The sequence below is a fragment of the Citrobacter sp. CF971 genome (assembly GCF_006385635.1).
Classification (GTDB): Bacteria; Pseudomonadota; Gammaproteobacteria; order Enterobacterales; family Enterobacteriaceae; genus Citrobacter; species Citrobacter freundii.
Genome location: NZ_CP041051.1, coordinates 4466666 through 4490618, shown reverse-complemented (window position 1 = coordinate 4490618; position 23953 = coordinate 4466666). Strand labels below are relative to the sequence as shown.

The 23953-nt window shown below is 50.3% G+C and carries 41 protein-coding genes and 1 pseudogene; 36 read left to right on the top strand and 6 right to left on the bottom strand.

Translation table 11 applies throughout. The features are described from left to right. Nucleotide 1: 1 nt before the first annotated feature. The 30 genes and pseudogenes from rplC (at nt 2) to E6P06_RS25150 (ending at nt 14495) form a co-directional block, all read left to right on the top strand. The gene (rplC, locus tag E6P06_RS25295) at nt 2-631 is read left to right on the top strand and encodes a 50S ribosomal protein L3 (protein WP_003031117.1); all 630 of its coding nucleotides are present in this window, start codon (nt 2-4) and stop codon (nt 629-631) included. A 10-nt stretch (nt 632-641) separates the two neighbouring features. Beyond that, nucleotides 642-1247 carry a 50S ribosomal protein L4 gene (gene rplD / locus E6P06_RS25290; protein WP_003031119.1) on the top strand — a complete coding sequence of 202 codons (606 nt, stop codon included), beginning with the start codon at nt 642-644 and terminating at the stop codon, nt 1245-1247. After that, nucleotides 1244-1546, top strand: a complete 303-nt coding sequence (gene rplW, locus E6P06_RS25285) for a 50S ribosomal protein L23 (protein ID WP_000617546.1) — start codon at nt 1244-1246, stop codon at nt 1544-1546. Before rplD ends, rplW begins: the two co-directional genes overlap by 4 nt. Before the next feature lie 17 nt (nt 1547-1563). Further along, entirely contained in the window at nt 1564-2385 is an 822-nt protein-coding gene (gene rplB, locus E6P06_RS25280; RefSeq protein ID WP_000301869.1) for a 50S ribosomal protein L2, read from the top strand. A gap of 16 nt (nt 2386-2401) precedes the next feature. After that, a complete protein-coding gene (gene rpsS / locus E6P06_RS25275; protein WP_001138115.1) occupies nt 2402-2680 on the top strand; it encodes a 30S ribosomal protein S19 in 279 nt (92 codons plus the stop codon). 14 nt (nt 2681-2694) lie between these two features. Further along, nucleotides 2695-3027, top strand: coding sequence for a 50S ribosomal protein L22 (gene rplV, locus E6P06_RS25270; protein ID WP_000448832.1), 333 nt, complete (start codon nt 2695-2697; stop codon nt 3025-3027). A 17-nt stretch (nt 3028-3044) separates the two neighbouring features. After that, nucleotides 3045-3746 carry a 30S ribosomal protein S3 gene (rpsC, locus tag E6P06_RS25265; RefSeq protein ID WP_000529945.1) on the top strand — a complete coding sequence of 234 codons (702 nt, stop codon included), beginning with the start codon at nt 3045-3047 and terminating at the stop codon, nt 3744-3746. 12 nt (nt 3747-3758) lie between these two features. Beyond that, nucleotides 3759-4169, top strand: coding sequence for a 50S ribosomal protein L16 (gene rplP / locus E6P06_RS25260; RefSeq protein WP_000941208.1), 411 nt, complete (start codon nt 3759-3761; stop codon nt 4167-4169). Continuing rightward, nucleotides 4169-4360 (top strand): 50S ribosomal protein L29, encoded by a 192-nt coding sequence (gene rpmC, locus E6P06_RS25255; RefSeq protein WP_000644742.1) that lies wholly within the window; start codon nt 4169-4171, stop codon nt 4358-4360. The genes rplP and rpmC overlap by 1 nt, the downstream gene beginning before the upstream one ends. Then, nucleotides 4360-4614 carry a 30S ribosomal protein S17 gene (gene rpsQ / locus E6P06_RS25250; protein WP_003031120.1) on the top strand — a complete coding sequence of 85 codons (255 nt, stop codon included), beginning with the start codon at nt 4360-4362 and terminating at the stop codon, nt 4612-4614. Before rpmC ends, rpsQ begins: the two co-directional genes overlap by 1 nt. 163 nt (nt 4615-4777) lie before the next feature. Continuing rightward, entirely contained in the window at nt 4778-5149 is a 372-nt protein-coding gene (gene rplN, locus E6P06_RS25245; protein ID WP_000613954.1) for a 50S ribosomal protein L14, read from the top strand. Between the two features lie 10 nt (nt 5150-5159). Next, on the top strand, nt 5160-5474 hold the full coding sequence (gene rplX / locus E6P06_RS25240) for a 50S ribosomal protein L24 (protein ID WP_003031122.1): 315 nt from the start codon (nt 5160-5162) through the stop codon (nt 5472-5474). Between the two features lie 14 nt (nt 5475-5488). After that, nucleotides 5489-6028 carry a 50S ribosomal protein L5 gene (rplE, locus tag E6P06_RS25235; RefSeq protein ID WP_003031123.1) on the top strand — a complete coding sequence of 180 codons (540 nt, stop codon included), beginning with the start codon at nt 5489-5491 and terminating at the stop codon, nt 6026-6028. Between the two features lie 14 nt (nt 6029-6042). Continuing rightward, nucleotides 6043-6348, top strand: a complete 306-nt coding sequence (gene rpsN / locus E6P06_RS25230) for a 30S ribosomal protein S14 (protein WP_003031125.1) — start codon at nt 6043-6045, stop codon at nt 6346-6348. A gap of 30 nt (nt 6349-6378) precedes the next feature. After that, nucleotides 6379-6771 (top strand): 30S ribosomal protein S8, encoded by a 393-nt coding sequence (gene rpsH / locus E6P06_RS25225; RefSeq protein ID WP_003031127.1) that lies wholly within the window; start codon nt 6379-6381, stop codon nt 6769-6771. Nucleotides 6772-6783: 12 nt separating this feature from the next. After that, on the top strand, nt 6784-7317 hold the full coding sequence (rplF, locus tag E6P06_RS25220; RefSeq protein ID WP_003031129.1) for a 50S ribosomal protein L6: 534 nt from the start codon (nt 6784-6786) through the stop codon (nt 7315-7317). Nucleotides 7318-7326: 9 nt separating this feature from the next. Beyond that, a complete protein-coding gene (rplR, locus tag E6P06_RS25215; RefSeq protein ID WP_000358960.1) occupies nt 7327-7680 on the top strand; it encodes a 50S ribosomal protein L18 in 354 nt (117 codons plus the stop codon). Nucleotides 7681-7694: 14 nt separating this feature from the next. After that, nucleotides 7695-8198 (top strand): 30S ribosomal protein S5, encoded by a 504-nt coding sequence (gene rpsE, locus E6P06_RS25210; RefSeq protein WP_003031131.1) that lies wholly within the window; start codon nt 7695-7697, stop codon nt 8196-8198. Nucleotides 8199-8201: 3 nt separating this feature from the next. Further along, nucleotides 8202-8381, top strand: coding sequence for a 50S ribosomal protein L30 (rpmD, locus tag E6P06_RS25205; RefSeq protein WP_001140434.1), 180 nt, complete (start codon nt 8202-8204; stop codon nt 8379-8381). Between the two features lie 3 nt (nt 8382-8384). Then, complete coding sequence (rplO, locus tag E6P06_RS25200; RefSeq protein WP_003031132.1) at nt 8385-8819, top strand: 50S ribosomal protein L15; 435 nt, start codon at nt 8385-8387, stop codon at nt 8817-8819. A 7-nt stretch (nt 8820-8826) separates the two neighbouring features. After that, nucleotides 8827-10158 carry a preprotein translocase subunit SecY gene (gene secY / locus E6P06_RS25195; protein WP_001118864.1) on the top strand — a complete coding sequence of 444 codons (1332 nt, stop codon included), beginning with the start codon at nt 8827-8829 and terminating at the stop codon, nt 10156-10158. 30 nt (nt 10159-10188) lie between these two features. Beyond that, nucleotides 10189-10305, top strand: coding sequence for a 50S ribosomal protein L36 (gene rpmJ, locus E6P06_RS25190; protein ID WP_000868187.1), 117 nt, complete (start codon nt 10189-10191; stop codon nt 10303-10305). 146 nt (nt 10306-10451) lie between these two features. Further along, nucleotides 10452-10808 (top strand): 30S ribosomal protein S13, encoded by a 357-nt coding sequence (gene rpsM, locus E6P06_RS25185; protein ID WP_003031135.1) that lies wholly within the window; start codon nt 10452-10454, stop codon nt 10806-10808. A 16-nt stretch (nt 10809-10824) separates the two neighbouring features. After that, the gene (rpsK, locus tag E6P06_RS25180; RefSeq protein ID WP_003031137.1) at nt 10825-11214 is read left to right on the top strand and encodes a 30S ribosomal protein S11; all 390 of its coding nucleotides are present in this window, start codon (nt 10825-10827) and stop codon (nt 11212-11214) included. Nucleotides 11215-11247: 33 nt separating this feature from the next. Beyond that, entirely contained in the window at nt 11248-11868 is a 621-nt protein-coding gene (rpsD, locus tag E6P06_RS25175; RefSeq protein ID WP_003031138.1) for a 30S ribosomal protein S4, read from the top strand. 25 nt (nt 11869-11893) lie between these two features. Beyond that, nucleotides 11894-12883, top strand: coding sequence for a DNA-directed RNA polymerase subunit alpha (rpoA, locus tag E6P06_RS25170; RefSeq protein WP_003031139.1), 990 nt, complete (start codon nt 11894-11896; stop codon nt 12881-12883). Nucleotides 12884-12923: 40 nt separating this feature from the next. After that, nucleotides 12924-13307, top strand: a complete 384-nt coding sequence (gene rplQ, locus E6P06_RS25165) for a 50S ribosomal protein L17 (protein ID WP_001216370.1) — start codon at nt 12924-12926, stop codon at nt 13305-13307. 107 nt (nt 13308-13414) lie between these two features. Next, nucleotides 13415-13783, top strand: a pseudogene (locus tag E6P06_RS25160) (DUF1992 domain-containing protein). A gap of 10 nt (nt 13784-13793) precedes the next feature. After that, on the top strand, nt 13794-14219 hold the full coding sequence (zntR, locus tag E6P06_RS25155) for a Zn(2+)-responsive transcriptional regulator (RefSeq protein WP_003845234.1): 426 nt from the start codon (nt 13794-13796) through the stop codon (nt 14217-14219). Between the two features lie 57 nt (nt 14220-14276). After that, nucleotides 14277-14495 (top strand): alternative ribosome-rescue factor A, encoded by a 219-nt coding sequence (locus E6P06_RS25150; RefSeq protein ID WP_139935823.1) that lies wholly within the window; start codon nt 14277-14279, stop codon nt 14493-14495. On the opposite strand, the gene mscL is transcribed toward E6P06_RS25150, so the two are convergent. From mscL to def, 5 genes are all read right to left on the bottom strand, one after another. Then, on the bottom strand, nt 14492-14905 hold the full coding sequence (gene mscL / locus E6P06_RS25145) for a large-conductance mechanosensitive channel protein MscL (protein WP_003031152.1): 414 nt from the start codon (nt 14903-14905) through the stop codon (nt 14492-14494). The genes E6P06_RS25150 and mscL overlap by 4 nt on opposite strands. 141 nt (nt 14906-15046) lie before the next feature. Then, on the bottom strand, nt 15047-16423 hold the full coding sequence (gene trkA, locus E6P06_RS25140; protein WP_003031153.1) for a Trk system potassium transporter TrkA: 1377 nt from the start codon (nt 16421-16423) through the stop codon (nt 15047-15049). A gap of 21 nt (nt 16424-16444) precedes the next feature. Beyond that, nucleotides 16445-17734: a 16S rRNA (cytosine(967)-C(5))-methyltransferase RsmB gene (gene rsmB / locus E6P06_RS25135; protein ID WP_138827978.1), complete on the bottom strand. Its 1290-nt coding sequence runs from the start codon at nt 17732-17734 to the stop codon at nt 16445-16447. A gap of 51 nt (nt 17735-17785) precedes the next feature. Then, the gene (gene fmt, locus E6P06_RS25130) at nt 17786-18733 is read right to left on the bottom strand and encodes a methionyl-tRNA formyltransferase (protein WP_003845229.1); all 948 of its coding nucleotides are present in this window, start codon (nt 18731-18733) and stop codon (nt 17786-17788) included. 14 nt (nt 18734-18747) lie between these two features. Continuing rightward, nucleotides 18748-19257 (bottom strand): peptide deformylase, encoded by a 510-nt coding sequence (def, locus tag E6P06_RS25125; RefSeq protein WP_003031159.1) that lies wholly within the window; start codon nt 19255-19257, stop codon nt 18748-18750. 129 nt (nt 19258-19386) lie between these two features. On the opposite strand from def, the gene dprA reads away from it, so the two are divergent. From dprA to E6P06_RS25095, 6 genes are read left to right on the top strand one after another with little or no spacing between them, the layout of a single operon-like run. Beyond that, nucleotides 19387-20511 carry a DNA-protecting protein DprA gene (dprA, locus tag E6P06_RS25120; RefSeq protein ID WP_057102442.1) on the top strand — a complete coding sequence of 375 codons (1125 nt, stop codon included), beginning with the start codon at nt 19387-19389 and terminating at the stop codon, nt 20509-20511. Next, nucleotides 20483-20956 carry a DUF494 family protein Smg gene (gene smg, locus E6P06_RS25115; protein WP_003031162.1) on the top strand — a complete coding sequence of 158 codons (474 nt, stop codon included), beginning with the start codon at nt 20483-20485 and terminating at the stop codon, nt 20954-20956. The genes dprA and smg overlap by 29 nt, the downstream gene beginning before the upstream one ends. A 26-nt stretch (nt 20957-20982) precedes the next feature. Beyond that, nucleotides 20983-21525, top strand: a complete 543-nt coding sequence (locus E6P06_RS25110; RefSeq protein ID WP_003842156.1) for a type I DNA topoisomerase — start codon at nt 20983-20985, stop codon at nt 21523-21525. Between the two features lie 4 nt (nt 21526-21529). Beyond that, on the top strand, nt 21530-22102 hold the full coding sequence (gene tsaC, locus E6P06_RS25105) for an L-threonylcarbamoyladenylate synthase type 1 TsaC (protein WP_003031166.1): 573 nt from the start codon (nt 21530-21532) through the stop codon (nt 22100-22102). A gap of 1 nt (nt 22103) precedes the next feature. Beyond that, nucleotides 22104-22925, top strand: a complete 822-nt coding sequence (aroE, locus tag E6P06_RS25100) for a shikimate dehydrogenase (RefSeq protein WP_032938694.1) — start codon at nt 22104-22106, stop codon at nt 22923-22925. Further along, nucleotides 22922-23179: a DUF1488 domain-containing protein gene (locus tag E6P06_RS25095; protein ID WP_044702712.1), complete on the top strand. Its 258-nt coding sequence runs from the start codon at nt 22922-22924 to the stop codon at nt 23177-23179. Before aroE ends, E6P06_RS25095 begins: the two co-directional genes overlap by 4 nt. Here the strand turns inward: E6P06_RS25095 and E6P06_RS25090 are convergent. Next, nucleotides 23155-23709 carry a gamma carbonic anhydrase family protein gene (locus E6P06_RS25090; protein WP_003031171.1) on the bottom strand — a complete coding sequence of 185 codons (555 nt, stop codon included), beginning with the start codon at nt 23707-23709 and terminating at the stop codon, nt 23155-23157. The genes E6P06_RS25095 and E6P06_RS25090 overlap by 25 nt on opposite strands. Nucleotides 23710-23953: the final 244 nt, after the last annotated feature.

Genomic DNA, 23953 nt, shown 5'->3' with positions numbered 1-23953 from the left:
AATGATTGGTTTAGTCGGTAAAAAAGTGGGTATGACCCGCATCTTCACTGAAGATGGCGTATCTATCCCAGTAACCGTTATCGAAGTTGAAGCAAACCGCGTTACTCAGGTTAAAGATCTGGCTAACGATGGCTATCGCGCTGTTCAGGTTACCACCGGTGCTAAAAAAGCTAACCGCGTAACTAAGCCGGAAGCTGGCCACTTTGCTAAAGCTGGCGTAGAAGCTGGCCGCGGCCTGTGGGAGTTCCGTCTGGCAGATGGTGAAGAATACACCGTTGGTCAGAACATTAGCGTTGAACTGTTTGCTGACGTTAAAAAAGTTGACGTAACCGGTACCTCTAAAGGTAAAGGTTTCGCTGGTACCGTTAAGCGCTGGAACTTCCGTACCCAGGACGCTACTCACGGTAACTCCTTGTCTCACCGCGTTCCGGGTTCTATCGGTCAGAACCAGACTCCGGGCAAAGTGTTCAAAGGCAAGAAAATGGCAGGTCAGCTGGGCAACGAACGTGTAACCGTTCAGAGCCTGGACGTAGTACGTGTTGACGCTGAGCGCAACCTGCTGCTGGTTAAAGGTGGTGTTCCGGGTGCGACCGGTTGCGACCTGATCGTTAAACCAGCTGTGAAGGCGTAAGGGGATAGCAATGGAATTAGTATTGAAAGACGCGCAGAGCGCGCTGACTGTTTCCGAAACTACCTTCGGTCGTGATTTCAACGAAGCGCTGGTTCACCAGGTTGTTGTTGCTTATGCAGCTGGTGCTCGTCAGGGTACTCGTGCTCAGAAGACTCGTGCTGAAGTAACTGGTTCAGGCAAAAAGCCGTGGCGCCAGAAAGGTACCGGCCGTGCGCGTTCAGGTTCTATCAAGAGCCCGATCTGGCGTTCAGGTGGCGTGACCTTCGCTGCTCGTCCACAGGACCACAGTCAAAAAGTTAACAAAAAGATGTACCGCGGCGCGCTGAAAAGCATTCTGTCCGAACTGGTACGTCAGGATCGTCTGATCGTTGTCGAATCATTCTCTGTAGAAGCGCCTAAAACTAAGCTGCTGGCACAGAAACTGAAAGACATGGCTCTGGAAGATGTGCTGATCATCACCGGTGAGCTGGACGAAAACCTGTTCCTGGCTGCGCGCAACCTGCACAAGGTTGACGTACGCGATGCAACTGGTATCGACCCGGTTAGCCTGATCGCCTTCGACAAAGTCGTAATGACTGCTGATGCTGTTAAGCAAGTTGAGGAGATGCTGGCATGATTCGTGAAGAACGTCTGCTGAAAGTGCTGCGCGCACCGCACGTTTCTGAAAAAGCGTCTACTGCGATGGAAAAAACTAACACCATCGTTCTCAAAGTTGCTAAAGACGCGACCAAAGCAGAAATCAAAGCTGCTGTGCAGAAACTGTTTGAAGTCGAAGTCGAAGTCGTTAACACCCTGGTAGTTAAAGGGAAAGTTAAACGTCACGGACAGCGTATCGGTCGTCGTAGCGACTGGAAAAAAGCTTACGTCACCCTGAAGGAAGGCCAGAATCTGGACTTCGTCGGCGGCGCTGAGTAAGTCGGAGGAGTAATACAATGGCAGTTGTTAAATGTAAACCGACATCTCCGGGTCGTCGCCACGTTGTTAAAGTGGTCAACCCAGAGCTGCACAAGGGCAAACCTTTTGCTCCGCTGGTTGAAAAAAACAGCAAATCCGGTGGTCGTAACAACAATGGCCGTATCACCACTCGTCACATCGGTGGTGGTCACAAGCAGGCTTATCGTATTGTTGACTTCAAACGCAACAAAGACGGTATCCCGGCAGTTGTTGAACGTCTTGAGTACGATCCGAACCGCTCCGCGAACATCGCGCTGGTTCTGTACAAAGACGGTGAACGCCGTTACATCCTGGCCCCTAAAGGCCTGAAAGCTGGCGACCAGATTCAGTCTGGCGTTGATGCTGCAATCAAAGCAGGTAACACCCTGCCGATGCGCAATATCCCGGTTGGTTCTACCGTTCATAACGTAGAAATGAAACCAGGTAAAGGCGGTCAGCTGGCACGTTCCGCTGGTACTTACGTTCAGATCGTTGCTCGTGATGGTGCTTATGTCACCCTGCGTCTGCGTTCTGGTGAAATGCGTAAAGTCGAAGCAGACTGCCGTGCAACTCTGGGCGAAGTTGGCAATGCTGAGCATATGCTGCGCGTTCTGGGTAAAGCAGGTGCTGCACGCTGGCGTGGTGTTCGTCCTACCGTTCGCGGTACTGCGATGAACCCAGTCGACCACCCACATGGTGGTGGTGAAGGTCGTAACTTTGGTAAGCACCCGGTAACTCCGTGGGGCGTTCAGACCAAAGGTAAGAAGACCCGCAGCAACAAGCGTACTGATAAATTCATCGTACGTCGCCGTAGCAAATAATTTTAGAGGATAAGCCATGCCACGTTCTCTCAAGAAAGGTCCTTTTATTGACCTGCACTTGCTGAAGAAGGTAGAGAAAGCGGTGGAAAGCGGAGACAAGAAGCCCCTGCGCACTTGGTCCCGTCGTTCAACGATCTTTCCTAACATGATCGGTTTGACCATCGCTGTCCATAATGGTCGTCAGCACGTTCCGGTATTTGTTTCCGACGAAATGGTCGGTCACAAACTGGGTGAATTCGCACCGACTCGTACTTATCGCGGCCATGCTGCTGATAAAAAAGCGAAGAAGAAATAAGGTAGGAGGAAGAGATGGAAACTTTAGCTCAACATCGCCATGCTCGTTCTTCTGCTCAGAAGGTTCGCCTTGTTGCAGACCTGATTCGCGGTAAGAAAGTGTCGCAGGCTCTGGATATTCTGACCTACACCAATAAGAAAGCGGCTGTACTGGTTAAGAAAGTCCTGGAATCTGCCATTGCTAACGCTGAACACAACGATGGCGCTGACATTGACGATCTGAAAGTTACGAAAATTTTCGTAGACGAAGGCCCGAGCATGAAGCGCATTATGCCGCGTGCAAAAGGTCGTGCAGATCGCATCCTGAAGCGCACCAGCCACATTACTGTGGTTGTGTCCGATCGCTGAGACTCTGGAGACTAGCAATGGGTCAGAAAGTACATCCTAATGGTATTCGCCTGGGTATTGTAAAACCATGGAACTCAACCTGGTTTGCGAACACCAAAGAATTCGCTGACAACCTGGACAGCGATTTTAAAGTACGTCAGTACCTGACTAAGGAACTGGCTAAAGCGTCTGTATCTCGTATCGTTATCGAGCGTCCGGCTAAGAGCATCCGTGTGACCATTCACACCGCTCGCCCGGGTATCGTTATCGGTAAGAAAGGCGAAGACGTAGAAAAACTGCGCAAAGTCGTAGCGGATATTGCTGGCGTTCCTGCTCAGATCAATATCGCCGAAGTGCGTAAGCCTGAACTGGACGCAAAATTGGTTGCTGACAGCATCACTTCTCAGCTGGAACGTCGCGTTATGTTCCGTCGTGCTATGAAGCGTGCTGTACAGAACGCAATGCGTCTGGGCGCTAAAGGTATCAAAGTTGAAGTTAGCGGCCGTCTGGGCGGCGCGGAAATCGCACGTACCGAATGGTACCGCGAAGGTCGCGTACCGCTGCACACTCTGCGTGCTGACATCGACTACAACACCTCTGAAGCGCACACCACTTACGGTGTAATCGGCGTTAAGGTATGGATCTTCAAAGGCGAGATCCTGGGTGGTATGGCTGCTGTTGAACAACCGGAAAAACCGGCTGCGCAACCTAAAAAGCAGCAGCGTAAAGGCCGTAAATAAGGAGCGTCGCTGATGTTACAACCAAAGCGTACAAAATTCCGTAAAATGCACAAAGGCCGTAACCGCGGTCTGGCTGCTGGCGCGGATGTTAGCTTCGGCAGCTTCGGTCTGAAAGCTGTTGGCCGTGGTCGTCTGACTGCCCGTCAGATCGAAGCAGCACGTCGTGCTATGACCCGTGCAGTTAAGCGTCAAGGTAAGATCTGGATCCGTGTATTCCCGGACAAACCGATCACTGAAAAGCCGCTGGCAGTGCGTATGGGTAAAGGTAAAGGTAACGTGGAGTATTGGGTTGCCTTGATTCAGCCGGGTAAAGTCCTGTATGAAATGGACGGCGTACCGGAAGAGCTGGCCCGTGAAGCATTCAAGCTGGCAGCAGCGAAACTGCCGATTAAAACCACCTTTGTAACTAAGACGGTGATGTAATGAAAGCAAAAGAGCTGCGTGAGAAGAGTGTTGAAGAGCTGAACACCGAGCTGCTGAATCTGCTGCGTGAGCAGTTCAACCTGCGTATGCAGGCTGCAAGTGGCCAGCTGCAACAGTCTCACCTGTTGAAGCAAGTGCGTCGTGACGTCGCACGCGTTAAGACTTTACTGACTGAGAAGGCGGGTGCGTAATGACCGATAAAATCCGTACTCTGCAAGGTCGCGTTGTTAGCGATAAAATGGAGAAATCCATCGTTGTTGCTATCGAACGTTTTGTGAAACACCCGATCTACGGTAAATTCATTAAGCGTACGACCAAACTGCACGTACATGACGAGAACAACGAATGCGGTACTGGTGACGTGGTTGAAATCCGCGAATGCCGTCCGCTGTCCAAGACTAAGTCCTGGACGCTGGTTCGCGTTGTAGAGAAAGCCGTTCTGTAATACAGTAGGCATTCTCAACGAATAAACGGCTCAGCGATGAGCCGTTTATTTTTTCTACCCATATCGTTGAAGCGGTGTTATAATGCCGCGCCCCCGATATGGGGCTTTTTTAACGACCTGATTTTCGGGTCTCAGTAGTAGTTGACATTAGCGGAGCACTAAAATGATCCAAGAACAGACTATGCTGAACGTCGCCGACAACTCCGGTGCACGTCGCGTAATGTGTATCAAGGTTCTGGGTGGCTCGCACCGTCGCTACGCAGGCGTCGGCGATATCATCAAGATCACCATCAAGGAAGCAATTCCGCGTGGTAAGGTCAAAAAAGGTGATGTGCTGAAGGCGGTAGTGGTGCGCACCAAGAAGGGTGTTCGTCGCCCGGACGGTTCTGTCATTCGCTTCGATGGTAATGCATGCGTTATTTTAAACAATAACAGCGAGCAACCTATCGGTACGCGTATTTTTGGGCCGGTAACTCGTGAACTTCGTAACGAGAAGTTCATGAAAATTATCTCTCTGGCACCAGAAGTACTCTAAGGAGCGAATCATGGCAGCGAAGATCCGTCGTGATGACGAAGTTATCGTGTTAACCGGTAAAGATAAAGGTAAACGCGGTAAAGTTAAGAATGTCCTGTCTTCCGGCAAGGTCATTGTTGAAGGTATCAACCTGGTTAAGAAACATCAGAAGCCGGTTCCGGCCCTGAACCAACCAGGCGGCATCGTAGAGAAAGAAGCAGCTATTCAGATCTCTAACCTTGCTATCTTCAACGCGGCAACCGGCAAGGCTGACCGTGTAGGCTTTAGATTCGAAGACGGCAAAAAAGTCCGTTTCTTCAAATCTAACAGCGAAACTATCAAGTAATTTGGAGTAGTACGATGGCGAAACTGCATGATTACTACAAAGACGAAGTAGTCGCTAAACTCATGACTGAGTTTAACTACAATTCTGTCATGCAAGTCCCTCGGGTCGAGAAGATCACCCTGAACATGGGTGTTGGTGAAGCGATCGCTGACAAGAAACTGCTGGATAACGCAGCAGCTGACCTGACAGCAATCTCCGGTCAAAAACCGCTGATCACCAAAGCACGCAAATCAGTTGCAGGCTTCAAAATCCGTCAGGGCTATCCGATCGGCTGTAAAGTAACTCTGCGTGGCGAACGCATGTGGGAGTTCTTTGAGCGCCTGATCACTATTGCTGTTCCACGTATCCGTGACTTCCGTGGCTTGTCCGCTAAGTCTTTCGACGGTCGTGGTAACTACAGCATGGGTGTCCGTGAGCAGATCATCTTCCCAGAAATCGACTACGATAAAGTCGACCGCGTGCGTGGTTTGGATATTACCATTACCACTACTGCGAAATCTGACGAAGAAGGCCGTGCTCTGCTGGCTGCCTTTGACTTCCCGTTCCGCAAGTAAGGTAGGGTTACTGAATGGCTAAGCAATCAATGAAAGCACGCGAAGTAAAGCGCGTAGCTTTAGCTGATAAGTACTTCGCAAAACGCGCTGAACTGAAAGCTATTATCTCTGATGTGAACGCGACCGACGAAGATCGTTGGAACGCAGTTCTCAAGCTGCAGTCTCTGCCGCGTGATTCCAGCCCGTCCCGTCAGCGTAACCGCTGCCGTCAAACAGGTCGTCCGCATGGCTATGTGGGCAAGTTCGGGTTGAGCCGTATCAAACTGCGTGAAGCCGCCATGCGCGGTGAAGTACCAGGCTTGAAAAAGGCTAGCTGGTAATTACCAATTGAATCACGGGAGTAAAGACAGATGAGCATGCAAGATCCGATCGCGGATATGCTGACCCGTATCCGTAACGGTCAGGCCGCGAATAAAGCTGCGGTCACCATGCCTTCCTCCAAGCTGAAAGTGGCAATTGCCAACGTGCTGAAGGAAGAAGGTTTTATTGAAGATTTTAAAGTTGAAGGCGACACCAAGCCGGAACTGGAACTTACTCTCAAGTATTTCCAGGGTAAAGCTGTTGTAGAAAGCATTCAGCGTGTCAGTCGCCCAGGTCTGCGCATTTATAAGCGTAAAGACGAGCTGCCGAAAGTTATGGCTGGCATGGGTATCGCAGTTGTTTCTACCTCTAAAGGTGTTATGACTGATCGTGCAGCGCGCCAGGCTGGTCTTGGTGGCGAAATTATCTGCTACGTAGCCTAATCGGAGGAAAAAATGTCTCGTGTTGCTAAAGCACCGGTCGTTATTCCTGCCGGCGTTGATGTAAAAATCAACGGTCAGGTTATTACGATCAAAGGTAAAAACGGCGAGCTGACTCGTACTCTCAACGATGCTGTTGCAGTAAATCATGCAGATAATGCACTGACCTTCGGTCCGCGTGATGGTTACGCAGATGGATGGGCTCAGGCTGGTACCGCGCGTGCCCTGCTGAATGCAATGGTTGTCGGTGTTACCGAAGGCTTCACTAAGAAGCTTCAGCTGGTTGGTGTAGGTTATCGTGCAGCGGTTAAAGGGAATGTAGTAAACCTGGCTTTAGGTTTCTCTCACCCAGTTGACCATCAGCTGCCTGCGGGAATCACTGCAGAATGTCCGTCTCAGACTGAAATCGTGCTGAAAGGCGCTGATAAACAGCTGATCGGTCAGGTTGCAGCAGATCTGCGCGCCTACCGTCGTCCTGAGCCTTATAAAGGCAAGGGTGTTCGTTACGCCGACGAAGTCGTGCGTACCAAAGAGGCTAAGAAGAAGTAAGGTAACACTATGGATAAGAAATCTGCTCGTATCCGTCGTGCGACCCGCGCACGCCGCAAGCTCCAGGAGCTGGGTGCAACTCGCCTGGTGGTACATCGTACCCCGCGTCATATTTACGCACAGGTAATTGCACCGAACGGTTCTGAAGTTCTGGTAGCTGCTTCTACTGTAGAAAAAGCTATCGCTGAACAATTGAAGTACACCGGTAACAAAGACGCTGCTGCAGCTGTAGGTAAAGCTGTTGCTGAACGCGCTCTGGAAAAAGGCATCAAAGATGTTTCTTTTGACCGTTCCGGGTTCCAATATCATGGTCGTGTCCAGGCACTGGCAGATGCTGCCCGTGAAGCTGGCCTTCAGTTCTAAGGTAGAGGTGTAAGATGGCTCACATCGAAAAACAAGCTGGCGAACTGCAGGAAAAGCTGATCGCGGTTAACCGCGTATCTAAAACCGTTAAAGGTGGTCGTATTTTCTCCTTCACAGCTCTGACTGTAGTTGGTGATGGTAACGGTCGCGTTGGTTTTGGTTACGGTAAAGCGCGTGAAGTTCCAGCAGCGATCCAGAAAGCGATGGAAAAAGCCCGTCGCAATATGATTAACGTCGCGCTGAACCACGGCACCCTGCAGCACCCGGTTAAGGGTACTCACACGGGTTCTCGTGTATTCATGCAGCCGGCTTCCGAAGGTACCGGTATCATCGCCGGTGGTGCAATGCGCGCCGTTCTGGAAGTCGCTGGAGTTCGTAACGTTCTGGCTAAAGCGTATGGTTCTACTAACCCGATTAACGTGGTTCGTGCAACTATCGATGGCCTGGAAAATATGAAATCTCCGGAAATGGTCGCTGCCAAGCGTGGTAAATCCGTTGAAGAAATTCTGGGGAAATAAACCATGGCAAAGACTATTAAAATTACTCAAACCCGCAGTGCAATCGGTCGTCTGCCGAAACACAAGGCAACGCTGCTTGGCCTGGGTCTGCGTCGTATTGGTCACACCGTAGAGCGCGAGGATACTCCTGCTGTTCGTGGTATGGTCAACGCGGTTTCCTTCATGGTTAAAGTTGAGGAGTAAGAGATGCGTTTAAATACTCTGTCTCCGGCCGAAGGCTCTAAAAAAGCGGCTCGCCGCCTGGGTCGTGGTATCGGTTCTGGCCTCGGTAAAACCGGTGGTCGTGGTCACAAAGGTCAGAAGTCTCGTTCTGGCGGTGGCGTACGTCGCGGTTTCGAGGGTGGTCAGATGCCTCTGTACCGTCGTCTGCCGAAATTCGGCTTCACTTCACGTAAAGCAGCGATTACAGCCGAAGTTCGTCTGTCTGACCTGGCTAAAGTTGAAGGCGGTGTTGTAGACCTGAACACGCTGAAAGCAGCTAACATTATCGGTATCCAGATCGAGTTCGCGAAAGTGATCCTGGCTGGTGAAGTCACTACTCCGGTAACTGTTCGTGGCCTGCGTGTTACTAAAGGCGCTCGTGCTGCTATCGAAGCTGCTGGCGGTAAAATCGAGGAATAAGTAGCAGATGGCTAAACAACCGGGATTAGATTTTCAAAGTGCCAAAGGTGGCTTAGGCGAGCTGAAACGCAGACTGCTGTTTGTAATCGGCGCGCTGATTGTGTTCCGTATTGGCTCTTTCATTCCGATCCCTGGTATTGATGCCGCTGTACTTGCCAAACTGCTTGAGCAACAGCGAGGCACCATCATTGAAATGTTTAACATGTTCTCTGGTGGTGCTCTCAGCCGTGCTTCTATCTTTGCTCTGGGGATCATGCCGTATATTTCGGCGTCGATCATTATCCAGCTGCTGACGGTGGTTCATCCAACGCTGGCAGAAATTAAGAAAGAAGGGGAGTCTGGTCGTCGTAAGATCAGCCAGTACACCCGCTACGGTACTCTGGTGCTGGCAATATTCCAGTCGATCGGTATTGCTACCGGTCTGCCGAATATGCCTGGTATGCAGGGCCTGGTGATGAACCCAGGCTTTGCATTCTATTTCACCGCTGTTGTAAGTCTGGTTACAGGGACGATGTTCCTGATGTGGTTGGGTGAACAGATTACTGAACGTGGTATCGGCAACGGTATCTCAATCATTATCTTCGCCGGTATTGTAGCGGGACTCCCGCCAGCCATTGCCCATACTATCGAGCAAGCGCGTCAAGGCGACCTGCACTTCCTCGTGTTGCTGTTGGTTGCAGTATTAGTATTCGCAGTGACGTTCTTTGTTGTATTTGTTGAGCGTGGTCAACGCCGCATTGTGGTAAACTACGCGAAACGTCAGCAAGGTCGTCGTGTCTATGCTGCACAGAGCACACATTTACCGCTGAAAGTGAATATGGCGGGGGTAATCCCGGCAATCTTCGCTTCCAGTATTATTCTGTTCCCGGCGACCATCGCGTCATGGTTCGGGGGCGGGACTGGTTGGAACTGGCTGACAACAATTTCGCTGTATTTGCAGCCTGGGCAACCGCTTTATGTGTTACTCTATGCGTCTGCAATCATATTCTTCTGTTTCTTCTACACGGCGTTGGTTTTCAACCCGCGTGAAACAGCAGATAACCTGAAGAAGTCCGGTGCATTTGTACCAGGAATTCGTCCGGGAGAGCAAACGGCGAAGTATATCGATAAAGTAATGACCCGCCTGACTTTGGTTGGTGCGCTCTACATTACCTTTATCTGCCTGATCCCGGAGTTCATGCGTGATGCAATGAAAGTACCGTTCTACTTCGGTGGGACCTCACTGCTTATCGTTGTTGTCGTGATTATGGACTTTATGGCTCAAGTGCAAACTCTGATGATGTCAAGTCAGTACGAGTCTGCATTGAAGAAGGCGAATCTGAAAGGCTACGGCCGTTAACAGTCGCCCGAGAAGTTACGGAGAGTAAAAATGAAAGTTCGTGCTTCCGTCAAGAAATTATGCCGTAACTGCAAAATCGTTAAGCGTGATGGTGTCATCCGTGTGATTTGCAGTGCCGAGCCGAAGCATAAACAGCGCCAAGGCTGATTTATTCGCATATTTTTCTTGCAAAGTTGGGTTGAGCTGGCTAGATTAGCCAGCCAATCTTTTGTATGTCTGTGCGTTTCCATTTGAGTATCCTGAAAACGGGCTTTTCAGCATGGTGCGTACATATTAAATAGTAGGAGTGCATAGTGGCCCGTATAGCAGGCATTAACATTCCTGATCAGAAACATGCTGTGATCGCATTAACTTCGATCTACGGCGTCGGCAAGACCCGTTCTAAAGCCATTCTGGCTGCCGCGGGTATCGCTGAAGATGTTAAGATCAGTGAGCTGTCTGAAGAACAAATCGACACGCTGCGTGACGAAGTTGCCAAATTTGTCGTTGAAGGTGATCTGCGCCGTGAAGTTAGCATGAGCATCAAGCGCCTTATGGACCTTGGTTGCTATCGCGGTTTGCGTCATCGTCGTGGTCTCCCGGTTCGCGGTCAGCGTACCAAGACCAACGCACGTACCCGTAAGGGTCCGCGCAAACCGATCAAGAAATAATCGGGGTGATTGAATAATGGCAAAGGCACCAATTCGTGCACGTAAACGTGTAAGAAAACAAGTCTCTGACGGCGTGGCTCATATCCATGCTTCTTTTAACAACACCATCGTTACCATTACTGATCGTCAGGGTAACGCACTGGGTTGGGCAACAGCCGGTGGTTCCGGTTTCCGTGGTTCTCGCAAATCCACTCCGTTTGCAGCTCAGGTTGCAGCAGAGCGTTGCGCTGAAGCCGTAAAAGAATACGGTATCAAGAATCTGGAAGTTATGGTCAAAGGACCGGGTCCAGGTCGCGAATCTACTGTTCGTGCTCTGAACGCCGCTGGTTTCCGCATCACTAATATTACTGATGTGACTCCGATCCCTCATAACGGTTGTCGTCCGCCGAAAAAACGTCGCGTATAACGCTGTCGTTTCTAGGATTGTTGGAGAAAGAAAATGGCAAGATATTTGGGTCCTAAGCTCAAGCTGAGCCGTCGTGAGGGCACTGACTTATTCCTTAAGTCTGGCGTTCGCGCGATCGATACCAAGTGTAAAATTGAACAAGCTCCTGGCCAGCACGGTGCGCGTAAACCGCGTCTGTCTGACTATGGTGTGCAGTTGCGTGAAAAGCAAAAAGTTCGCCGTATCTACGGTGTGCTGGAGCGTCAGTTCCGTAACTACTACAAAGAAGCAGCACGTCTGAAAGGCAACACCGGTGAAAACCTGTTGGGTCTGCTGGAAGGTCGTCTGGACAACGTTGTATACCGTATGGGCTTCGGTGCCACTCGTGCAGAAGCACGTCAGCTGGTCAGCCATAAAGCAATTATGGTAAACGGTCGTGTTGTTAACATCGCTTCTTATCAGGTTAGTCCGAATGACGTTGTTAGCATTCGTGAGAAAGCGAAGAAGCAGTCTCGCGTGAAAGCCGCTCTGGAGCTGGCTGAGCAGCGTGAAAAGCCAACCTGGCTGGAAGTTGATGCTGGCAAGATGGAAGGTACGTTCAAGCGTAAGCCGGAGCGTTCTGATCTGTCTGCGGACATTAACGAACACCTGATCGTCGAGCTTTACTCCAAGTAAAGCTTAGTACCAAAGAGAGGACACAATGCAGGGTTCTGTGACAGAGTTTCTAAAACCGCGCCTGGTAGATATCGAGCAAGTGAGTTCGACGCACGCCAAGGTGACCCTTGAGCCTTTAGAGCGTGGCTTTGGCCATACTTTGGGTAACGCACTGCGCCGTATTCTGCTCTCATCGATGCCGGGTTGCGCGGTGACCGAGGTTGAGATTGATGGTGTACTACATGAGTACAGCACCAAAGAAGGCGTTCAGGAAGATATCCTGGAAATCCTGCTCAACCTGAAAGGGCTGGCGGTGAGAGTTCAGGGTAAAGATGATGTTATTCTTACCTTGAATAAATCTGGCATTGGCCCTGTGACTGCAGCCGACATTACCCATGATGGTGATGTCGAAATCGTCAAGCCACAGCACGTGATCTGCCACCTGACCGATGAGAATGCATCTATTAGCATGCGTATCAAAGTTCAGCGCGGTCGTGGTTATGTGCCGGCTTCTACCCGAATTCATTCGGAAGAAGATGAGCGCCCAATCGGCCGTCTGCTGGTCGACGCATGCTACAGCCCTGTAGAGCGTATTGCCTACAATGTTGAAGCAGCGCGTGTAGAACAGCGTACCGACCTGGACAAGCTGGTCATCGAAATGGAAACCAACGGCACAATCGATCCTGAAGAGGCGATTCGTCGTGCGGCTACCATTCTGGCTGAACAACTGGAAGCTTTCGTTGATTTACGTGATGTACGTCAGCCGGAAGTTAAAGAAGAGAAACCAGAATTCGATCCGATCCTGCTGCGCCCTGTTGACGATCTGGAATTGACTGTCCGCTCTGCTAACTGCCTCAAAGCAGAAGCTATCCACTATATCGGTGATCTGGTACAGCGTACTGAGGTTGAGCTTCTTAAGACGCCTAACCTTGGTAAAAAATCTCTTACCGAGATTAAAGACGTGCTGGCTTCCCGTGGACTGTCTCTGGGCATGCGCCTGGAAAACTGGCCACCGGCAAGCATCGCTGACGAGTAACCGGATCACAGGTTAAGGTTTTACTGAGAAGGATAAGGTCATGCGCCATCGTAAGAGTGGTCGTCAACTGAACCGCAACAGCAGCCATCGCCAGGCTATGTTCCGCAATATGGCAGGTTCACTGGTTCGTCATGAAATCATCAAGACGACTCTGCCGAAAGCGAAAGAGCTGCGTCGCGTAGTTGAGCCGCTGATTACTCTTGCCAAGACTGATAGCGTAGCTAATCGTCGTCTGGCATTCGCCCGTACTCGTGATAACGAGATCGTGGCAAAACTGTTTAACGAACTGGGCCCGCGTTTCGCGAGCCGCGCCGGTGGTTACACTCGCATTCTGAAGTGTGGTTTCCGTGCAGGCGACAACGCGCCGATGGCATACATCGAGCTGGTTGATCGTTCAGAGAAAACAGAAGCTGCTGCAGAGTAATCTGTAGTAACGTAAAAAAACCCGCTTCGGCGGGTTTTTTTATATCCGTCATATCCCCACTTATCTACAATATCTGTACTCTTTTTGTTCATCCCCTGGAGTGTTGTATGTGGTTACTGGACCAGTGGGCAGAGCGCCATATTATTGATGCACAATCTAAAGGTGAGTTTGATGATTTACCGGGAACGGGTGAACCGCTGACTCTTGACGATGACTCCCATGTCCCGCCTGAACTCTGAGCTGGATACCGTTTATTAAAAAATGCAGGTTGCCTTCCTCCTGAGCTCGAGCAACGCAGAGAAGCAATACAGCTGCTTGAAATACTCGCGGGGATCCGCAAAGATGATCCAAGTTATCCGGAGGTGAGCCGAAGACTGTCGCTGCTGGAACTTAAACTTCGGCAGGCTGGACTCAGTACCGAGTTTTTGCGCGGTGACTACGCAGATAAGCTGCTAAAAAAGATCAACGATGAATAGCGGAGAGAGCATGTACCGAATTGGTGAAATAGCGAAACTGGCTGACGTGACGCCAGATACTATCCGCTACTATGAAAAGCAGCAGATGATGGAGCATGAAGTGCGTACTGAAGGCGGATTTCGCCTCTATACAGAAAGCGATCTTCAGCGCCTGAAGTTTATTCGTTATGCCCGCCAGCTTGGTTTCACTCTGGAGTCGATCCGCGAATTGCTTTCGATCCGTGTTGATCCCGAACACCATACCTGTCAGGAATCAAAAGGGATCGTCCAGGAAAGACTGCAAGAAGTCGAAGCACGTATTGCCGAACTTCAGACGATGCAGCGGTCTCTGCAGCGATTGAATGATGCATGCTGCGGCAAGTCACACAGCAGCGTGTACTGCTCTATTCTTGAAGCTCTTGAGCAAGGTGCCAGTGGAACAACATCAGGCTGTTGATTTCTTGAACTGCCGGGTCTACACTCGCGGCGTAAATTACTACAAACTGGAGATATTATGAGTCGTTATCAGCACACCAAAGGGCACATAAAGGACAACGCCATTGAGGCGCTCCTGCATGACCCACTGTTCAGACAGCGCGTTGAGAAAAATAAGAAAGGGAAAGGAAGTTATCTACGTAAAGGCAAACATGGCAATCGGGGTAACTGGGAGGCCAGTGGCAAGAAAGTAATTAACTTTTTTACCACTGGCCTTCTTGTTTCAGTGAGTGCTTAAGAGCGGTTATTCTGTTCTTTCAGCAGGTCACGAATTTCACTCAGTAATACTTCTTCTTTCGATGGCGCTGGCGGTGCTGCCGGCTCTTCCGCTTTTTTACGGTTCAGTTTGTTGATCAGTTTGATTGCCATAAAGATAGCAAACGCAACAATAATAAAATCGAAGACATTCTGAATAAATACACCGTAATGCATGACCACGGCAGGGATGTCTCCCTGTGCATCACGTAGCGTTAAAGCAAACTGTTTAAAATCAATTCCACCAATTAACAACCCCAGTGGCGGCATGATGATATCGGCAACCAGTGATGAAACAATCTTACCGAATGCCGCACCAATAATGACACCCACTGCCAAATCGACAACATTCCCGCGCATCGCGAATTCGCGAAACTCTTTAATAATGCTCATTTTATTCTCCCTATGCAGCTGACGTTTATAAGTTTAACAAATGTTTAGGCAATTTCCATTTATGTATTGCCGAAAGGAAAATTTATTAGACCATGAAATATAAAGGGAAATATAAAGGGCGCTGTATTAGCGCCCAAATTATTACAGGAAGAAAGGACTTGGCTGGAATAGTCGCTCGACGTCGGTAATAAACTTTTTATCTGTCAGGAACATAATTACGTGATCGCCCTGCTCAATGCGCAGGTTATCGTTGGCAATCATCACATCGTTACCACGCACAACGGCGCCAATAATGGTTCCAGGGGGAAGTTTAATTTCATCAATTGAGCGTCCCACCACCCGAGATGTTGTTTCATCCCCGTGTGCGACGGCTTCAATGGCTTCCGCGACGCCACGGCGTAGTGAAGAAACGCCGACAATGTCAGCTTTACGTACGTGACTGAGCAGCGCGGAGATGGTCGCCTGCTGCGGTGAAATAGCAATATCGATCACGCTACCTTGCACCAGATCGACGTATGCTCTGCGTTGGATTAACACCATCACTTTCTTGGCACCCATCCGTTTGGCAAGCATCGCTGACATGATATTCGCTTCATCATCGTTGGTCACTGCGATGAACAGATCTACCTGATCGATATGTTCTTCGGCCAGCAGCTCTTGATCCGAAGCATCACCAAAAAAGACGATCGTATTTTGCAGTTTCTCTGCAAGTTCGGATGCTCGCTGTTGATTACGTTCGATCAGTTTGACGCTGTAATCTTTTTCCAGACGACGAGCAAGACCCGCTCCGATATTACCGCCGCCTACTAACATAATGCGTTTGTACGGTTTTTCCAGACGTTGCAGTTCACTCATTACGGCGCGAATATGCTGTGATGCCGCAATAAAGAAGACTTCATCACCCGCTTCAACGATCGTAGAACCTTGTGGACGGATTGGTCGATCATGACGGAAAATCGCCGCAACACGGGTATCGATGTGCGGCATATGTTCACGCATTGTTGACAGCGCATTACCGATAAGCGGCCCGCCGTAATAGGCTTTTACTACTGCCAGACTGACTTTACCTTCGGCAAAATTCACCACCTGCAATGCACCCGGATATTCAATCAGTCGATAAATGCTATCGATAACCAGTTGCTCCGGCGCAATCAGGTGATCGATAGGTACCGCATCGGATTGGAATAGCTTGTCCGCATCACGAACATAATCCGGTGAACGAATACGGGCAATGCGATTAGGCGTATTAAACAGTGAATAAGCTACCTGGCAGGCAACCATATTTGTTTCATCTGAGCTGGTTACGGCAACCAGCATATCGGCATCGTCGGCCCCAGCTTCACGCAGTACGCGAGGATGTGAACCGTGCCCTTGCACGACGCGGAGATCAAACTTGTCCTGCAGGCTGCGCAGGCGCTCACCATTGGTATCGACTACCGTGATATCGTTGTTCTCTCCGACCAGGTTTTCAGCCAGCGTACCGCCAACTTGCCCTGCGCCCAGAATGATAATTTTCATCAGTCGCGACCCGTTATCTCATCACTTTTTGATTAGCTTAGCGTAAAAGAAGCCATCGCCATCTTCCGCACCCGGTAAATTCTGACGTCCGGGGTTTTCCGGCGTACCGGTTTCGCTTAATACCGCATCCGGCGTGCGTGCCAGGAAGGCGGTAATTTGCTGCTGGTTTTCTTCTGGCAGGATAGAGCACGTGGCATAAACCAGCGTGCCGCCAGGTTTAAGATGTAACCAGGTTGCATTCAGGATCTCGGCCTGCAACTGCGCAAGTTCGGCAATATCCCGGTCGCGACGCAGCCATTTGATGTCTGGATGGCGACGAATAACGCCTGTGGCAGAACACGGAGCATCCAGCAAAATACGGTCAAACTGTTGTTCGCCACACCATTGTTGTGGATATCGACCATCACCCTGTTTTACGGATGCCTTCATGCCCAGACGTTTCAGATTGTCGTAAACGCGCGATAAGCGTTTTTCATCCACATCGACGGCCATGACGTTAGCTTGCGGAGCAACTTCCAGAATGTGCGTCGTTTTACCGCCCGGCGCGCAGCATAGGTCGAGAATCTGCTCGCCATCTTTCGGCAGTAGATATTTAACGCACCCCTGAGCAGAAGCATCCTGAACGGTGACCCAACCTTCGTCAAAACCAGGGAGGGCGTGAACTGGAGCCGGTGTTTCCAGACGCACTGCATCCGGGTAGTCTGGATGCGGGAAACCGGTTAATCCCGCTGCGGTAAGCAGGTCTATCCAGGCGTCGCGAGTATGGTGATTACGATTGACGCGTAGCCACATCGGCGGTCGCTGGTTATTGGCTTCAAGAATAGCTTCCCACTGCTGCGGATACGCACTCTTAATACGTTTCACCAGCCAGGAGGGGTGTAAGAAGCGCAAATCGCTTTGCGCAAACTCGGTCAGCAGTTCATCCTGACGGCGTTGAAACTGGCGCAATACGCCGTTGATCAGCCTTTTCAGTTGCGGACGCTTAATGACAACCGCGCCTTCTACTGTCTCAGCCAGCGCGGCGTGTGCTGGAATACGAGTATGCAGAAGTTGGTAGAAGCCCACCATGATCAGGTAGTGAACGGTGCGCTGTTTGCCCGTCATTGGACGTTCCATGAGTTGCTGGATCATCCATTCCAGTTGAGAGAGTGTACGCAATACGCCGAAGCAAAGTTCCTGCAACAGCGCTTTGTCTTTATCTGCAACTTTTTGCTGCATGGCGGGCAGCACGTTGCTTAATGACTGTCCTTTTTCGACAACCTGTTCGACGGCCTGGGCCGCCATACTGCGTAAATTAAGATGTTTTTTCATAAGCGCAAAAATAAAAATGCCCGGAAACACCGGGCTTAAAGAGATGAACCGTCAGACCAGACGGTTACCGGGTACAAACCATTCCCGGCGTGAATTAAGCAGATCCTGCGCGCTCATGGCTTTTTTACCGGCAGGCTGCAAAGAGACGAGATTCAGGATGCCGTCGCCCGTTGCGACCTGAATACCCTGCTTTGTTGCCTCCAGAATGGTGCCTGGCGCAGCCTGGGTGTTTTCCGCAATAACCGAAGCTTGCCAGACTTTCACTGGTTGACCGTCGATTTCAAGCCAGCTCATTGGCCATGGGTTAAAGGCGCGGATGCAGCGTTCCAATTGAACAGCTGAAAGCGACCAGTCGATACGGGCCTCTTCTTTGCTGAGTTTTTCTGCATGCGTAACCAGTGATTCATCTTGTACCACCGGGTTTATTGTGCCGGCAGCCAGCTGTTTTAGCGTTTCAATCAGCCCCTGCGGCCCCAAATCTGCCAGCTTATCGTATAACGAACCGCTGGTATCTTCTGCCGTAATCGGGCAAGACAGCTTAAGCAGCATATCTCCGGTGTCGAGGCCAACATCCATCTGCATGATGGTTACACCTGTTTCGGTGTCACCTGCCCACAGTGAGCGCTGGATCGGTGCTGCACCACGCCAGCGTGGAAGCAGGGAGCCGTGAACGTTGATACAACCCAGACGCGGCATTTCCAGTACGGCTTTTGGCAGAATCAGGCCATATGCCACCACCACCATCACGTCTGCGCGTAAATCAGCAACCAACTGCTGGTTTTCCTGAGGGCGAAGAGAGACAGGTTGGAAAACCGGTATCCCTTTTTCTTCCGCCAGCACTTTGACCGGGCTGGGCATCAGCTTTTTACCGCGTCCCGCCGGGCGGTCCGGTTGGGTAAACACGCCAACGACGTTGTGTCCAGAAGACAACAGCGCGTCGAGATGACGCGCTGCAAAGTCAGGTGTACCCGCAAAAATAATACGTAGTGAGTCTGACACGTTGATTCTTGTCCTTAAGCTCGGGCGTTCAGGCGGTCGAGTTTTTCAACTTTCTGACGAATACGTTGTTGCTTCAACGGAGACAGATAATCGATAAACAGTTTACCGACCAGGTGATCCATTTCATGTTGAATGCAGATAGCCAGTAGGCCATCGGCTTCCAGTTCAAAAGATTTGCCGTTGCGATCGAGCGCACGAATTTTTACTTTCTCTGCGCGTGGTACTAACGCACGCTGTTCAGGAATCGACAGACAGCCTTCTTCAATGCCGGTTTCGCCGTCTTTTTCCAGCAGCTCTGGGTTAATGAGTACCAACTGCTCGTCGCGGTTTTCAGAGACATCAATAACGATGATGCGCTGATGAATATCGACCTGTGTTGCTGCCAGGCCGATACCTTCTTCGGCATACATCGTTTCGAACATATCATCAACGATGCGCTGAATTTCTGCATTCACTTCTTCGACCGGTTTTGCGACTTTGCGAAGGCGCTCGTCCGGAATATGTAACACTTGCAAAACTGACATAGTTATCCAGAGTTGTATTCAGGAGTTGAAAAGATTATTACCTCTATTCTAGACAAAACCCCCTCTGATTGACAGCATCAGTGACCAATCGCAAAGATTGCCAGGACTGCTTGTGGCAGGGGGACAAGGATGACCCAAATCGAAATTTGGCTACGTTTAGCGCAAGTGAATGAACTGTATGGTGATGAGATGGTGCGCATTGCCCACTGGCTCAATACTCAACCGTCGATTAGCAACGCGGTACTCCTGCAGGCAGGATTCTCTCCCCGCCAGGCAAGGCGCTTTTTAACCTTTTCGGATCTGACGCTGGAAAAAACGTTGCGTTGGCTTGAACAGCCTAACCACCATTTTGTGGTTGCCGACAGCGAGCATTACCCGCCACAGCTCCGTGCGATTGAGGATTATCCTGGGGTGCTTTTTGTCGCAGGAAATCCCGCATGTCTTCGCTCGTTCCAGGTGGCCGTTGTCGGCAGCAGACAGCACTCCTGGTATGGTGAACGCTGGGGGCGATTGTTTTGTGAAAAGCTTGCAGCATGTGGTGTGACGATCACCAGCGGTCTGGCCCGGGGAATTGATGGCGTGGCACACAGTGCTGCGATAAACCGACAAGGCATAAGTATTGCGGTGCTGGGAAATGGACTTGAGACCATTCACCCACGACAGCATATCCGTCTTGCTCAGCGACTGATTGAGGCAGGTGGTGCACTGGTGTCTGAGTTCCCATTAGATACGCTCCCTTTGCCACGCAATTTTCCCCGACGAAATCGCATTATCAGTGGTCTAAGTAAAGGTGTACTGGTCGTCGAAGCTGCACAGCGTAGCGGGTCACTGGTTACTGCTCGCTGTGCACTGGAACAAGGGCGGGAGGTGTTTGCTTTACCAGGGCCGATTGGGAGCCCGGGAAGTGAAGGCCCGCATTGGCTAATTCAGCAGGGAGCCATGCTTGTGACGACACCAGAGGAAATTCTTGAAAATTTGCAATATGGGCTGCAATGGTTGCCAGATGAACCTGAAAAATCAATTTATTCGCCAGATCACGAAGAGGTGGCATTGCCATTTCCGGAGCTCCTGGCTAACGTAGGAGATGAGGTAACACCTGTTGACGTCGTCGCTGAACGTGCCGGCCAACCTGTGCCAGAGGTAGTGGCTCAACTGCTCGAACTGGAGTTAGCAGGGTGGATCGCAGCTGTACCCGGCGGCTATGTCCGATTGAGGAGGGCATGCCATGTTCGACGTACTAATGTATTTGTTTGAGACATATATCCATAACGAAGCTGAGCTGCGTGTGGATCAGGACAAACTGGAACGGGATCTTACCGACGCTGGTTTTGATCGTGAAGACATTTACAACGCGTTACTTTGGCTGGAAAAGCTTGCTGACTATCAGGATGGCCTTGCTGAACCTATGCAACTGGCATCTGACCCTCTTTCTATACGTATTTATACTGCGGAAGAGTGCGATCGACTGGATGCAAGCTGTAGAGGATTCCTGCTATTCCTGGAGCAGATTCAGGTGCTAAACCTCGAAACGCGAGAAATGGTCATTGAGCGTGTACTCGCGCTGGATACGGCAGAGTTCGATCTGGAAGACCTGAAGTGGGTAATCCTGATGGTGCTATTCAACATTCCAGGTTGTGAAAATGCCTATCAGCAAATGGAAGAATTACTCTTTGAAGTGAATGAAGGTATGCTGCATTAATCAATCTTCATTCAGTATGAGTTGTTATGGCTAAATCAGCACTGTTCACGGTGCGTAAAAATGAGCCCTGCCCACAATGCGGGGCTGAATTGGTTATTCGTTCCGGGAAACACGGTCCGTTTCTCGGTTGTTCACACTATCCAGAATGCGATTACATCCGTCCGCTGAAATCTTCCGCGGACGGACATATTGTCAAAGTTCTGGAGGGTAAGCTTTGTCCTGCATGTGGCGCTGAGCTGGTGCTGAGACAGGGACGATTCGGTATGTTCATTGGATGCAGTGACTATCCTGCGTGCGATCACACCGAGCTCATCGACAAGCCTGATGAAACAGCAATAGTCTGTCCTCAATGCCAGACTGGTCATCTTGTCCAGCGGCGTTCCCGTTATGGCAAAACCTTCTACTCCTGCGATCGCTATCCGGAGTGCCAGTTTGTCATTAACTTCAAACCGTTATCCGGAGAATGTCCTGAGTGTCATTATCCGCTTCTCATCGAAAAGAAAACCGCACAGGGTGTGAAGCATTTCTGTGCCAGTAAACAATGTGGAAAGCCGATTTCGGCGGAATAAAAAAGTGAATAATAACCTGCCCACAGACGCTATCGCTGCGGCGATAGCGGTTCTGAAACAAGAAAAAGTCATCGCCTATCCAACTGAAGCTGTTTTCGGTGTCGGTTGCGATCCCGACAGCGAAACGGCTGTTACCCGTCTGTTAGAGTTAAAACAACGCCCAGTCGATAAAGGTTTAATTTTGATTGCGGCAAGCTTTGACCAGCTAAAACCCTATATCGACGATAGCATGCTCACCGAGGCCCAACGTGAGGCTGTGTTCGCCCGCTGGCCTGGGCCTGTTACTTTCGTTTTCCCGGCGCCCGCGACTACGCCTCGTTGGTTGACCGGTCGTTTTGACTCGTTGGCCGTGCGTGTTACCGATCATCCGCTGGTGGTTGCATTGTGCCAGGCTTATGGCAAACCATTAGTCTCTACCAGTGCTAATCTGAGTGGCTTACCGCCTTGCAGAACGGTTGAGGAAGTCCGTGCGCAGTTTGGTACAGACTTTCCTGTGGTTGAGGGGGAGACCGGAGGCCGTTTGAATCCTTCGGAGATCCGTGATGCTCTGACGGGTGAACAGTTTCGACAGGGGTAATATGAAAGAAGCCTATGCTGTTTTTGGTAATCCGATAGCGCACAGTAAATCGCCCTTTATTCATCAGCAATTTGCAGAGCAGTTGAAGATTGATCATTCTTATGGGCGTGTACTGGCGCCCATCAATGATTTTGTGAATACGCTGAACGCTTTTTTTGCTGAGGGCGGGAAGGGGGCAAATGTCACTGTGCCTTTTAAAGAAGAGGCGTTTGCACGTGCTGATGAACTAACGGAGCGGGCATCGCTTGCTGGAGCGGTCAACACCCTTAAACGGCTGGAGGATGGGCGTTTACTGGGAGACAACACGGATGGTATCGGCTTATTAAGCGATCTTGAGCGTTTATCTTTCATTCATCCCGGATCGCGAGTTCTGCTGATTGGTGCGGGTGGTGCATCCCGTGGAGTTTTATTACCTCTTCTTTCTATGGATTGTGCGGTGACTATTGTTAACCGTACCGCTTCGCGCGCTGAAGAACTGGCACAAATCTTCTCCCACACCGGCAGTGTGCAGGCGGTGGGAATGGACGATCTTGATAATTGCAGTTTTGATTTGATCATCAATGCCACATCCAGCGGAATGAGCGGTGAGATACCAGCTATTCCAGCATCTCTTATCCACCCTTCGGTCTATTGTTATGACATGTTTTATCAGAAAGGGAACACACCGTTTCTTTCCTGGTGTGTTTCGCATGGGGCGAAACATTATGCCGATGGCCTGGGGATGCTGGTGGGGCAGGCTGCGCATGCAGTTTTACTTTGGCATGGCGTTTTGCCACAGGTGGAGCCTGTCATAAAAAGCATGCAACAGGAATTGTCGGCATGAATCAGGCGATCCAGTTTCCCGATCGGGAAGAATGGTGCACGGATGTTAACGCCGTTGTGTTTCCAGCGATGGTTCATGGTATGCAGTTAACATGTGCCATATCTGGAGAGATTATGGCGTCCCGCTTTGGCGGCGACACGCCTGAGCAGTGGTTGGAAATATTTCAACAGCATCGCTGGGATCTGGAAGAAGAAGCTGAAGCATTGATCCAGGCCCAGCAGGAAGATGCTCAAGGTTGGGTGTGGTTACTCTGACTTAAATACTCGTCTTTCCACTTAACATAGTTGTTAGCTGAATATTGTAAGCCTGCTTTCTCTTCATCGCTTAATGGACGGATTTGCTTAACCGGGCTTCCCAGGTACAGATATCCGCTTTCCAGGCGCTTGTTTTGTGGAACCAGGCTACCAGCCCCAATCATAACGTCGTCTTCTACGACTACGCCATCCAGCAGAATCGATCCCATGCCGACTAATACACGGTTGCCAATGATACAGCCGTGTAGCATGACTTTATGACCAACCGTAACGTCCTCACCCACGATCAGTGGATTACCCTGCGGATTAGACGTGGATTTATGCGTGACATGGAGAACGCTGCCGTCCTGGATGTTTGTACGGGCACCAATTTGTACATAGTTAACGTCGCCACGAATGGCAACCAGTGGCCAAATTCCGACATCATCAGCTAAACGAGCATCACCAATGACGACACTACTGGTGTCGATCATCACGCGATTTCCGATCTGTGGGAAAAGATCCTTATAAGGACGCAATACATCAGACATGTTTACCTCAACGAAAATAGAGCAGTAATGAAGACTTTGGTTGGATTATTGAGACTGTGCAAGTGGTTTAGCTATCAAAAATCAGTCAAATTGCGCAGGAATGTAGCGAAAGGAGTGAAAAACAAGCATTCAGAAAAAAAGATCCAAAAAATACTTGTGCTAAAAAATGGGATCCCTATAATGCGCCTCCATCGACACGGCGGATGTGAATCACTTCACGCAAACAGCTGGTTCGGTTGAAGAG

What these genes read in the sequence shown, in the direction of transcription:
- def (WP_003031159.1), bottom strand. Translation starts at nt 19,257, where the DNA reads ATGTCAGTTTTGCAAGTGTTACATATTCCGGACGAGCGCCTTCGCAAA.
- E6P06_RS25090 (WP_003031171.1), bottom strand. Translation starts at nt 23,709, where the DNA reads ATGTCTGATGTATTGCGTCCTTATAAGGATCTTTTCCCACAGATCGGA.
- rsmB (WP_138827978.1), bottom strand. Translation starts at nt 17,734, where the DNA reads ATGAAAAAACATCTTAATTTACGCAGTATGGCGGCCCAGGCCGTCGAA.
- rpoA (WP_003031139.1), top strand. Translation starts at nt 11,894, where the DNA reads ATGCAGGGTTCTGTGACAGAGTTTCTAAAACCGCGCCTGGTAGATATC.
- rplE (WP_003031123.1), top strand. Translation starts at nt 5,489, where the DNA reads ATGGCGAAACTGCATGATTACTACAAAGACGAAGTAGTCGCTAAACTC.
- E6P06_RS25110 (WP_003842156.1), top strand. Translation starts at nt 20,983, where the DNA reads ATGGCTAAATCAGCACTGTTCACGGTGCGTAAAAATGAGCCCTGCCCA.
- rplV (WP_000448832.1), top strand. Translation starts at nt 2,695, where the DNA reads ATGGAAACTTTAGCTCAACATCGCCATGCTCGTTCTTCTGCTCAGAAG.
- rpmJ (WP_000868187.1), top strand. Translation starts at nt 10,189, where the DNA reads ATGAAAGTTCGTGCTTCCGTCAAGAAATTATGCCGTAACTGCAAAATC.
- mscL (WP_003031152.1), bottom strand. Translation starts at nt 14,905, where the DNA reads ATGAGCATTATTAAAGAGTTTCGCGAATTCGCGATGCGCGGGAATGTT.
- E6P06_RS25095 (WP_044702712.1), top strand. Translation starts at nt 22,922, where the DNA reads ATGAATCAGGCGATCCAGTTTCCCGATCGGGAAGAATGGTGCACGGAT.
- rplN (WP_000613954.1), top strand. Translation starts at nt 4,778, where the DNA reads ATGATCCAAGAACAGACTATGCTGAACGTCGCCGACAACTCCGGTGCA.
- secY (WP_001118864.1), top strand. Translation starts at nt 8,827, where the DNA reads ATGGCTAAACAACCGGGATTAGATTTTCAAAGTGCCAAAGGTGGCTTA.
- rpsH (WP_003031127.1), top strand. Translation starts at nt 6,379, where the DNA reads ATGAGCATGCAAGATCCGATCGCGGATATGCTGACCCGTATCCGTAAC.
- rpmC (WP_000644742.1), top strand. Translation starts at nt 4,169, where the DNA reads ATGAAAGCAAAAGAGCTGCGTGAGAAGAGTGTTGAAGAGCTGAACACC.
- rpmD (WP_001140434.1), top strand. Translation starts at nt 8,202, where the DNA reads ATGGCAAAGACTATTAAAATTACTCAAACCCGCAGTGCAATCGGTCGT.
- zntR (WP_003845234.1), top strand. Translation starts at nt 13,794, where the DNA reads ATGTACCGAATTGGTGAAATAGCGAAACTGGCTGACGTGACGCCAGAT.
- trkA (WP_003031153.1), bottom strand. Translation starts at nt 16,423, where the DNA reads ATGAAAATTATCATTCTGGGCGCAGGGCAAGTTGGCGGTACGCTGGCT.
- rpsN (WP_003031125.1), top strand. Translation starts at nt 6,043, where the DNA reads ATGGCTAAGCAATCAATGAAAGCACGCGAAGTAAAGCGCGTAGCTTTA.
- dprA (WP_057102442.1), top strand. Translation starts at nt 19,387, where the DNA reads ATGACCCAAATCGAAATTTGGCTACGTTTAGCGCAAGTGAATGAACTG.
- rplP (WP_000941208.1), top strand. Translation starts at nt 3,759, where the DNA reads ATGTTACAACCAAAGCGTACAAAATTCCGTAAAATGCACAAAGGCCGT.
- rplR (WP_000358960.1), top strand. Translation starts at nt 7,327, where the DNA reads ATGGATAAGAAATCTGCTCGTATCCGTCGTGCGACCCGCGCACGCCGC.
- rpsC (WP_000529945.1), top strand. Translation starts at nt 3,045, where the DNA reads ATGGGTCAGAAAGTACATCCTAATGGTATTCGCCTGGGTATTGTAAAA.
- rplO (WP_003031132.1), top strand. Translation starts at nt 8,385, where the DNA reads ATGCGTTTAAATACTCTGTCTCCGGCCGAAGGCTCTAAAAAAGCGGCT.
- rplB (WP_000301869.1), top strand. Translation starts at nt 1,564, where the DNA reads ATGGCAGTTGTTAAATGTAAACCGACATCTCCGGGTCGTCGCCACGTT.
- rpsS (WP_001138115.1), top strand. Translation starts at nt 2,402, where the DNA reads ATGCCACGTTCTCTCAAGAAAGGTCCTTTTATTGACCTGCACTTGCTG.
- rplF (WP_003031129.1), top strand. Translation starts at nt 6,784, where the DNA reads ATGTCTCGTGTTGCTAAAGCACCGGTCGTTATTCCTGCCGGCGTTGAT.
- aroE (WP_032938694.1), top strand. Translation starts at nt 22,104, where the DNA reads ATGAAAGAAGCCTATGCTGTTTTTGGTAATCCGATAGCGCACAGTAAA.
- smg (WP_003031162.1), top strand. Translation starts at nt 20,483, where the DNA reads ATGTTCGACGTACTAATGTATTTGTTTGAGACATATATCCATAACGAA.
- rplC (WP_003031117.1), top strand. Translation starts at nt 2, where the DNA reads ATGATTGGTTTAGTCGGTAAAAAAGTGGGTATGACCCGCATCTTCACT.
- rpsD (WP_003031138.1), top strand. Translation starts at nt 11,248, where the DNA reads ATGGCAAGATATTTGGGTCCTAAGCTCAAGCTGAGCCGTCGTGAGGGC.
- rpsQ (WP_003031120.1), top strand. Translation starts at nt 4,360, where the DNA reads ATGACCGATAAAATCCGTACTCTGCAAGGTCGCGTTGTTAGCGATAAA.
- rplW (WP_000617546.1), top strand. Translation starts at nt 1,244, where the DNA reads ATGATTCGTGAAGAACGTCTGCTGAAAGTGCTGCGCGCACCGCACGTT.
- rpsE (WP_003031131.1), top strand. Translation starts at nt 7,695, where the DNA reads ATGGCTCACATCGAAAAACAAGCTGGCGAACTGCAGGAAAAGCTGATC.
- rplQ (WP_001216370.1), top strand. Translation starts at nt 12,924, where the DNA reads ATGCGCCATCGTAAGAGTGGTCGTCAACTGAACCGCAACAGCAGCCAT.
- E6P06_RS25150 (WP_139935823.1), top strand. Translation starts at nt 14,277, where the DNA reads ATGAGTCGTTATCAGCACACCAAAGGGCACATAAAGGACAACGCCATT.
- rpsK (WP_003031137.1), top strand. Translation starts at nt 10,825, where the DNA reads ATGGCAAAGGCACCAATTCGTGCACGTAAACGTGTAAGAAAACAAGTC.
- rplD (WP_003031119.1), top strand. Translation starts at nt 642, where the DNA reads ATGGAATTAGTATTGAAAGACGCGCAGAGCGCGCTGACTGTTTCCGAA.
- rplX (WP_003031122.1), top strand. Translation starts at nt 5,160, where the DNA reads ATGGCAGCGAAGATCCGTCGTGATGACGAAGTTATCGTGTTAACCGGT.